The organism is Mycobacterium paraffinicum, from assembly GCF_001907675.1.
Taxonomy (GTDB): Bacteria; Actinomycetota; Actinomycetes; order Mycobacteriales; family Mycobacteriaceae; genus Mycobacterium; species Mycobacterium paraffinicum_A.
The window spans coordinates 1-7700 of record NZ_MPNT01000067.1 but is presented as its reverse complement, the minus strand read 5'-3'; the positions used below and the strand labels follow the sequence as shown (position 1 = coordinate 7700).

Here is a 7700-nt window from a genome sequence, read left to right as displayed (position 1 = left end):
GGAGCGCTCGAGACAGCCCGCGAGTACACCCGAACGCAGGCACGTCCTTGGACGCCGGCCGGGGTCACTCAAGCCGTCGAAGATCCGTACACCATTCGCAGCTACGGCGAATTCGGCATCCAACTACAAGCCGCCGATGCTGCAGCCCGCGAGGCCGCACAACTCCTACAGGCCGCGTGGGACAAAGGTGACGCATTAACTTCGCAGGAACGCGGCGAACTCATGGTGCAGATTTCTGGAGTCAAAGCCATAGCCACCCAAGCGGCCCTGGACGTGACCAGCCGTATTTTCGAGGTCATCGGTGCCCGCGGCACCCACCCCAAATACGGATTCGACCGGTTCTGGCGCAACATCCGCACCCACACGCTGCACGATCCTGTCTCCTACAAAATCGCTGAAGTCGGAAACTACGTCCTCAACCAACGCTATCCGATACCCGGCTTCACTTCCTGACCCCGGCGTCGCGCTGCCGGGCACGCGTGAATTCGTCAGATCGGCGGGTCCGTCTTACCCAGTGGTGGCCGACGGTCCCGCCGTTTTGGGTGCAACAATGCGGTCGTTGGGTGACGGTGTGACCCAACCGGATGCGGCTGGCCAAGCGACGGAACGTGGTTCAGAGCAGTCTCATTAGCGCTATTGGTTCGGACTCGACGCCTCGACCCAAGCCGGTTGATCGCCGGTTTGCGCGGCAATGAAGCCTTCGACGATGCGGGTGCAATCTTGGTGGGTGATGACGCGTAGACCGGTCATTCGGGCAAAGACCAGAGGGCCAACAAGTTGACAGAGTGCGAGTTCAATGTCGAGTTCGCCGAGTTGATCGACGCTTTCGGGGCTGTACAGGATTTCGTCGAACGGCCGTCGGTATTGTTCGATCACACGCATCCGCAGAGTGCCGGCACCGGCGTGTTGCACAGTGTTTGGTTCGTGAGTCTCGGCGGGGCCCAACGCGGCCCAGGCCAGGGTGGTGACTTGTACGGGCGCTTCGGCGAACAGGTCGGCTTGGCGGGAGAGCAGTTCGATGAGCCGCTCACGGAGGGTGCCGCTGGTCGGGGCGGGCGGGATGACTTGGGGCAGAAGGCGTTCGAAGGTGGCCGCGAGCAGTTGCGAGGAACTGTTGAAATGGCGGTAGAGGGTGGTGCGGGCGACCTTGGAGGCTTTGGTGACCGCGTCGATGGTGACGGCTTCGATCCCACCGGTTTTGAGCAGGTTGGCCGCGGCGTCGAGCAGTCGGGTGCGTGATCGGGTGCGGCGCGGGTCGACGTCGTCCTCGTCGTCGGGTGTCTCCGCGGGCTGCGTCCCCACCTGACCTCCTGATGTGTTCCGATTGCCGGTGCGTTGCCCCCGCACTCCCGGTTATGGTACCGATAGTAGCGCAGCGAAACTGCTAGTACCGGCGGTCCCGGGTCGGGACGCGGTGGCGGGGCTGCCCGGGTGCGAGGAGGCCGTGATGGGTGTTGATCAGCCGCAGCGGTTGCCGTCGCACACGCCGACCTGCATGGGCTGCGGGTCGGACAATCCGCACGGTTTGCAGCTGGAGGTGTTTCGGTGCGGCGATGAGGTGTTCGCTGATCTGGTGTTCGATGAGCGCCATATCGGTGCGCCGGGGCTGGCGCACGGTGGCGCGATCGCCGCGGCCTGTGATGACGTGCTGGGTTTTTCGTTGTGGATCGCGGCCACCCCGGCGGTGACGCGCCGTTTGACGGTGGACTATCTGCAGCCGGTGCCGTTGGGATGTACGCATCGGCTGACCGCGCGGATCGCCTCCCGCGAGGGCCGGGCGTTGCATGTGGACGGGGTGGGGGTCGGTGTGGACGGTGTCACCCGGTTCACCGCCTCGGCGGTGTTCATCACGGTGGATGCGGCCCATTTCGCCGCCCACGGTGACATCAGCGGTTTCGGGGAGTTGTTCGCCGAGCTGACCCGCTACGGTGGCGCCGGCCCCGACGCGGGGTCGCGGTGAGTGCGCCCACCGCCGCACCCCGGGACCGGGTGCGGCACCCGCGCCGGCCGGCGGACTCGGTGTTGGTGCGTCGCGAGGCGATCCTGGATGCCGCGTGGGCGGTAGCCTCAGCACAAGGTTTTGACGGTGTGCAGATGCGTGCGGTGGCCGCGCAGGCCGGCATTGCCGCCAGCTCCCTGTATCGGCATTTCCGATCCAAAAGCCATCTGCTGGTGACGGTGCTGGCCCGCGAATTCGAACGTCTCGACACCGAATTCGATTGCACTACCGGTGAACTGGCGCCGCAGGCCCGGCTGGGGCGGTTGACCACCCACCTGCACATGGCCTGGCAGGCCAACCCGCACCTGACCGAGGCGATGGTGCGTGCGTTCGTCGTGGCCGACTCCGAGGCCGCCGGCGCGATCGAGCACGCTGTCGCGGTGATCGAGGACATGCTGGCCCGCGCCCTGGGCGGGCCCACACCCAGCGCGCATGACCGTGACGTGGCCAGCCTGATCGCCGACGTGTGGCTGGCCAACCTGATCGCCGTCATCGGCGGCCGGATCGATGCGGACCTGGCCCGCGAGCGCATCGACCGCACAACCCGACAGCTGGTGCACGGCACCGACACCACCACTTAGCGATACTAGTAGTATCGCTGCGCTACTCCCAGTACCATAAAGCGACACAATGACGTGTCGAAAGGGACCCGGGCATGCATACCCCCTGGATCGAGCGGTGCACCGTTCAGCGTGTCTCGTTGCGCGACGGATTGGTGCTCGACCTCGACGATTACAACGAATTGGTGATCGCCACCCCGATCCGGCTGACCCTGCCGCCGATCGGTTCGTCTTATCCCGAAGAGCAGGTCCTCATCGACCCGGGCAACGTCTCGGTCCAGCAGCGTCCGTTGCTGGACCTGGCCGGCGCGGTGTGCACGGGCGCGTGGTGCGACGAGGGCGGCGGGTTGCACCTGGGTTTTTCCCGCGGGCATCGCATCGATGTCGCCCCCCAGGAGGCCGCGACCTCCTGGGAGCTCTACGGCAAACGCCACGGCTACATGGCATGCCTGCCCCGCGGGCGGGTGCGGGTGGTGCGCCACGACCTGCCCGACGACGAATCTGAGGACACCGCAAGTTAATTCACCCCCACCGCGCCCAGCCCCAACCATGGCCCGAAAGGTCGGCGCGGCCCTTCCGATCCTCGTGTGGGACTATTAGTATCGTAGCGATACCGATAGTTTCGTTTCTTGGGAGGCGTGGGGATGGGCGATCGAACCGGAGATGCTGGGCCTTCCCGTGGCCGGCGCGGCGTCGATCTGTCCGGATCTTCGGAATACAGCGCCCGGCTGGGTCGGCTCGCGGCGTTCACGGTGGGCCACAAGGCATTAGTGATCGGTGGATGGATCGCGGCCGCGGTGGTGCTGGCGCTGCTGTTCCCGCAGTTGGAGACGGTGGTGCGCCAACAATCGGTCGATCTGATCCCGCGTGATGTGCCCTCGTTTCAGACCGTGGACCGCATGAGTGAGGCGTTCGGTGAGCAGGGGTCCAAGACGATGCTGTTCGTCGCGATGCAAGACCCGGCCGGTCTGACCCCCGATAATCAGCTGCGCTATCAGGATCTGGTAGGGCGGTTGCGCGCCGATCACGACCATGTCCTGCTGGTCCAGGATCTGCTGGCCGACCCGGTCACCAGAACCCAGGCGGTCAGCGGTGACGGCAAGGCCTGGTATCTGCCGGTCGGGGTGGCCGGCACGCTCGGTGATCCCACCGCGGCCGAATCCGTGCAAGCCGTGCGCGATCTCACCGACACGGCATTCGCCAACACGTCCACCACGGCCTATGTGACAGGGCCACCGGCCACGTTCGCCGATCAGATCGCCTCAGCCGAGCACGACCTGGTGTTCATCTCGATCGCCACCGCCGGGCTGATCGCGCTGATCCTGCTGATCGTGTACCGGTCGGTGTTCACCGCGCTGCTGCCGCTGCTGGTGATCGGGATCAGCCTGGCCGTCGGGCGTGGGGTGCTCTCTGCACTCGGGGAAATCGGCATGCCGGTCTCGCAGTTCACCGTGGCGTTCATGACCGCGATCCTGCTGGGCGCCGGCACCGACTACACCGTGTTTCTGATCAGCCGCTACCACGAACAACGCCGCGCCCAGGTGCCCGCCGAGCAGGCGGTCATCGCGGCCACCGCCAGCATCGGCCGAGTCATCCTGGCCTCGGCCGGCACCGTGGCCCTGGCCTTTCTGGCCATGGTGTTCGCCACCTTGAGTGTGTTCGCCGGACTCGGCCCGGCCTGCGCGGTCGCCGTGGCAGTCGGATTCGCCGCCACCGTGACCCTGCTGCCCCCGGTGCTGGCGCTGGCGGCCACCCGCGGCATCGGCGAACCCAAACCCGACCGCACCCGACGCTACTGGAACAGCGTGGCCGTGGCCGTGGTGCGCCGCCCGGTGCCGCTGCTGGTCATCAGCCTGACCATCCTGGTGGCACTGTCGGCGGCCGCGGCGACCATGACCATCAGCTATGACGACCGCCAAGGACAGCCCGCCACTACCGCCAGCAACCAGGGCTATCAGCTGCTGGACCGCCATTTCCCTAAAGACGTCGTCATCACCGAATTCCTCGTCGTGGAAAACCCGACCGACATGCGCACCGGCAAAGGCCTGGCCGACCTCGACGAGATGGCCTCACGCATCGCCCAAATCCCGGCCGTGACACGTGTTTCCGGGATCACCAGACCGGCCGGGCAACGCCTCGACCAAGCCCAACTGTCCTGGCAGAACGGACAAATCGGCGACAAGATGGCCGACTCGGTCGCCCAGGGCAACGACCGGCGCACCGACCTGGACAAGCTCACCCACGGCGCCGACCAACTCGCCGGCGGCCTGGCCCAACTCGACACCACCGTGCGCACCGCGCTCACCCCCCTGGGCGGTGTACTCACCCAAGCCGGCGCCGCCGGTGAGAGCATGCAGCGCTTCGGCCCGCTGCTGCAACAACTCTCAGCCACCGCACCCGAGGTCGACACCGCCATCCAAGCCGGCCCCGGCATCCGACCCCTGGCCGAACGCGCCCAGAACGCTATCGCCGCCCTCGACCCGCTCGTCACCGCACTCAACACCTCACCGTGGTGTATGACCACCCCGCAATGCGCCCAGATCCGCGACCAGGTCAGTATCCTGACCACCCTGCGCGACGACGGATTCTTCACCCAGCTCGCCACCCTGGGCGACCAGTACAACCCGGCCACCAACGCCACCGTCACCGGCACCCTCACCGAAGTTCAACACACCGTGGCCACCATGAACAACGCCTTCAAAACCCTCGGCAACCCCGAGAACCTGGCCGCTGACATCGGCCGACTCCAACACGGCATCAGCCAACTGGCCTCCGGCGCACGCGCCCTGGCCACCGGCGTGCACACCCTGGCCGACAGCAACATCCAAATGCTGTCCGGGATGAGTCAAATCGCGGCCCAACTGCAAAACTCCGCCCGCGCCACCGCCGGATCCGATGCCGCCACCGGCTTCTACCTGCCCCCCGAAGCCTTCGACAACCGCCAATTCGCCGACGTCGCCAAACATTTCCTCTCACCCGACGGCAAAACCGCCCGCTTCGCCATCGACACCAGCACGGACCCCTACAGCGGCGAGGCGATGAACCTGGCCCGCCAGATCACAGACGTCGCCAACACCGCCCGACCCAACACCTCCCTGGCCCAAGCCACCGTCTCGGTTGCCGGATTCCCCGCCGTCAACTCCGACATCCAACGCCTACTCTCATCCGACTTCACCCAGCTGGCCATCGCCACCCTGGTCATCGTCGGACTCATCCTCATCGCCCTGCTACGCGCCCTGATCGCCCCGCTATATCTGCTGGGCACCGTCGTGCTGAACTACCTGGCCTCACTAGGCATCGGAGTCATCGTCTTCCAATGGATCCTCGGCCACGAAATCGCTTGGCCCGTACCACTATTAGCGTTCATCATCCTCGTCGCCGTCGGCGCCGACTACAACATGCTGCTCGTATCACGACTACGCGAAGAATCCACCCACAACATCCGCGTCGGCGTCCTGCGCACCGTAGCCACCACCGGCTCAGTCATCACCTCCGCCGGCCTGATCTTCGCTGCCAGCATGTTCGGCCTGATGATCGGATCGGTAGCCATCATGATCCAAACCGGACTCATCATCGGCTGCGGACTACTGCTGGACACGTTCCTCGTACGCACCCTCACCGTCCCAGCCATCGCCACCCTGCTCCGCCAAGCCAGCTGGTGGCCACACATGAACCGTCACCCCGCATCGATGCCAGCTAAGCATCTCACCGGTGTGGGCGCGCTGAGCGCAACACGCGGACCGCACCTCCAGATATCGGCGAAGTGGGGTGGCGTCTCACCTGGGGGCGACCATGTACGAAGAATGGATGTGGGGACCGATAGTGGAAACGGGAAAGCAGCTGACCCAGAATCGCTCACATCCGACAATTGATGACCGCGACAACCAACCCGGACGTAGAACCTACTTCGTGGTCACCCAGAGAGACAGAGCTGCTGCGAGTAGCATTGGGTATCCTGCAGGATCGTGGGTACCACGGCCTAACAGTGGAGGCTGTCGCGGGCGCTGCTCATGCCAGTAAAGCCACCATCTACCGGCGCTGGCCCTCGAAATCTGAACTGATCCTAGCGGCCGTCATCGAAGGCACCCGTCAGAGCGCTGTTGCACCCAACACTGGCACCCTGCGCGGCGACTTGTTGTGTCTCGGCCAGATCATCTACAAACAGTGCCGAGACCACGCCAGCACCATCCGGGCAGTGCTTGTCGAGATATCCCGTGATCGCGCGCTCAACAACGTTATGCAAGACCGGTTTCTTCATGAACAGAGAACCCTGGTCCGGCAGGTCCTACAGCAGGCGATCAGCCGCGGCGAGATCGGCGCGTCAACAATCAACGAAGAGCTCTGCGACCTGTTGCCAGGCTATCTGATCTTCCGATGCATCTTTTCCAACCGCCCGCCGACCCATCTCACCATCGAAACTCTGGTCGACAATGCAATCCTCCCGAAACTCATCTCAGCAACTGAATAGCTCCCGCGACGTCGGAGCCACTGTTGTCAGGGAATGCGAGTTCCGCGCTGGAGCGGCCTAGGTGTTGCCTACACGCTTGATACCAGTAAAGAAAGTTCTCACATCGCAGGTCAGAGGGCTGTTTTGCGGCGATGGCCCGGTGGTTCGGCGGCGGACGGAGGGTGAAGCGTAGCGACCGGCGCGGACGGGAGCGCCAGCGGACGGGAGCAGAGGGAGCGAAGCGAAGCCCGCAGGTAGCCGCCACATAGTGGTTGGAGATGGGTGGACGCTCAGTAAGTGCTGCTGCGGTGGAGATACTGCGACGTGATACTGGGGCTCGTAAGCTGGCTGGCATGAGCGGGGCGGTGGCGCAGCGTGCACGGCGGGAGGCCGAGACACGGCTGGCTGAGCAGCCGCGGCGGTTGGCGCATGTGCGGGGTGTGGCCGCTGCGGCGGAACGGCTGAGTCAGCATTTCGCCGGCGAGGCGGCGGATTGTCTGGTGGCGGCGGCGTGGCTGCACGATATCGGGTATGCACCGTCGGTGCGCCGAACCGGTTTTCATCCGCGGTCAAGTCCAGGGACGTGGTGTACGACGTCGTCGTGTGATTCTTCGACTTGGTGGTTTAGGCGGTCAGTGCCGCCGGGGTGTCCTCCTGTTCTGTTGATGGCGTGTGGTCGGCGCGGGATTTGCTG

General features: G+C 65.1%; 7 protein-coding genes and 1 pseudogene. 7 read left to right on the top strand and 1 reads right to left on the bottom strand.

The window, feature by feature from the left end; all coding sequences use genetic code 11:
• A partial coding sequence (locus tag BRW65_RS30645; protein WP_279627717.1) for an acyl-CoA dehydrogenase family protein occupies positions 1-453 on the top strand: 453 nt, incomplete at its 5' end.
• A 180-nt stretch (positions 454-633) separates the two neighbouring features.
• Here BRW65_RS30645 and BRW65_RS30640 read toward each other — a convergent pair.
• Positions 634-1302 carry a TetR/AcrR family transcriptional regulator gene (locus BRW65_RS30640; RefSeq protein ID WP_011725686.1) on the bottom strand — a complete coding sequence of 223 codons (669 nt, stop codon included), beginning with the start codon at positions 1300-1302 and terminating at the stop codon, positions 634-636.
• 145 nt (positions 1303-1447) lie between these two features.
• On the opposite strand from BRW65_RS30640, the gene BRW65_RS30635 reads away from it, so the two are divergent.
• The 6 genes and pseudogenes from BRW65_RS30635 to BRW65_RS32590 form a co-directional block, all read left to right on the top strand.
• The gene (locus tag BRW65_RS30635) at positions 1448-1960 is read left to right on the top strand and encodes a PaaI family thioesterase (RefSeq protein WP_031344738.1); all 513 of its coding nucleotides are present in this window, start codon (positions 1448-1450) and stop codon (positions 1958-1960) included.
• 59 nt (positions 1961-2019) lie between these two features.
• A complete protein-coding gene (locus BRW65_RS30630; RefSeq protein WP_005099718.1) occupies positions 2020-2580 on the top strand; it encodes a TetR family transcriptional regulator in 561 nt (186 codons plus the stop codon).
• A 74-nt stretch (positions 2581-2654) separates the two neighbouring features.
• Positions 2655-3080, top strand: a complete 426-nt coding sequence (locus tag BRW65_RS30625; protein ID WP_003882618.1) for a DUF6188 family protein — start codon at positions 2655-2657, stop codon at positions 3078-3080.
• A 123-nt stretch (positions 3081-3203) separates the two neighbouring features.
• Positions 3204-6431: an RND family transporter gene (locus BRW65_RS30620; RefSeq protein ID WP_024455269.1), complete on the top strand. Its 3228-nt coding sequence runs from the start codon at positions 3204-3206 to the stop codon at positions 6429-6431.
• Positions 6431-7027, top strand: coding sequence for a TetR/AcrR family transcriptional regulator (locus BRW65_RS30615; protein WP_019732906.1), 597 nt, complete (start codon positions 6431-6433; stop codon positions 7025-7027). The genes BRW65_RS30620 and BRW65_RS30615 overlap by 1 nt, the downstream gene beginning before the upstream one ends.
• Before the next feature lie 332 nt (positions 7028-7359).
• Positions 7360-7572 (top strand): annotated as a pseudogene (locus BRW65_RS32590) (HD domain-containing protein); the annotation flags it as partial.
• Positions 7573-7700 lie beyond the last annotated feature (128 nt).

Bases quoted from the DNA above. Each gene is read 5' to 3' on its own strand.
- BRW65_RS30635 (WP_031344738.1), top strand. From the start codon at position 1,448: ATGGGTGTTGATCAGCCGCAGCGGTTGCCGTCGCACACGCCGACCTGC.
- BRW65_RS30620 (WP_024455269.1), top strand. From the start codon at position 3,204: ATGGGCGATCGAACCGGAGATGCTGGGCCTTCCCGTGGCCGGCGCGGC.
- BRW65_RS30625 (WP_003882618.1), top strand. From the start codon at position 2,655: ATGCATACCCCCTGGATCGAGCGGTGCACCGTTCAGCGTGTCTCGTTG.
- BRW65_RS30615 (WP_019732906.1), top strand. From the start codon at position 6,431: ATGACCGCGACAACCAACCCGGACGTAGAACCTACTTCGTGGTCACCC.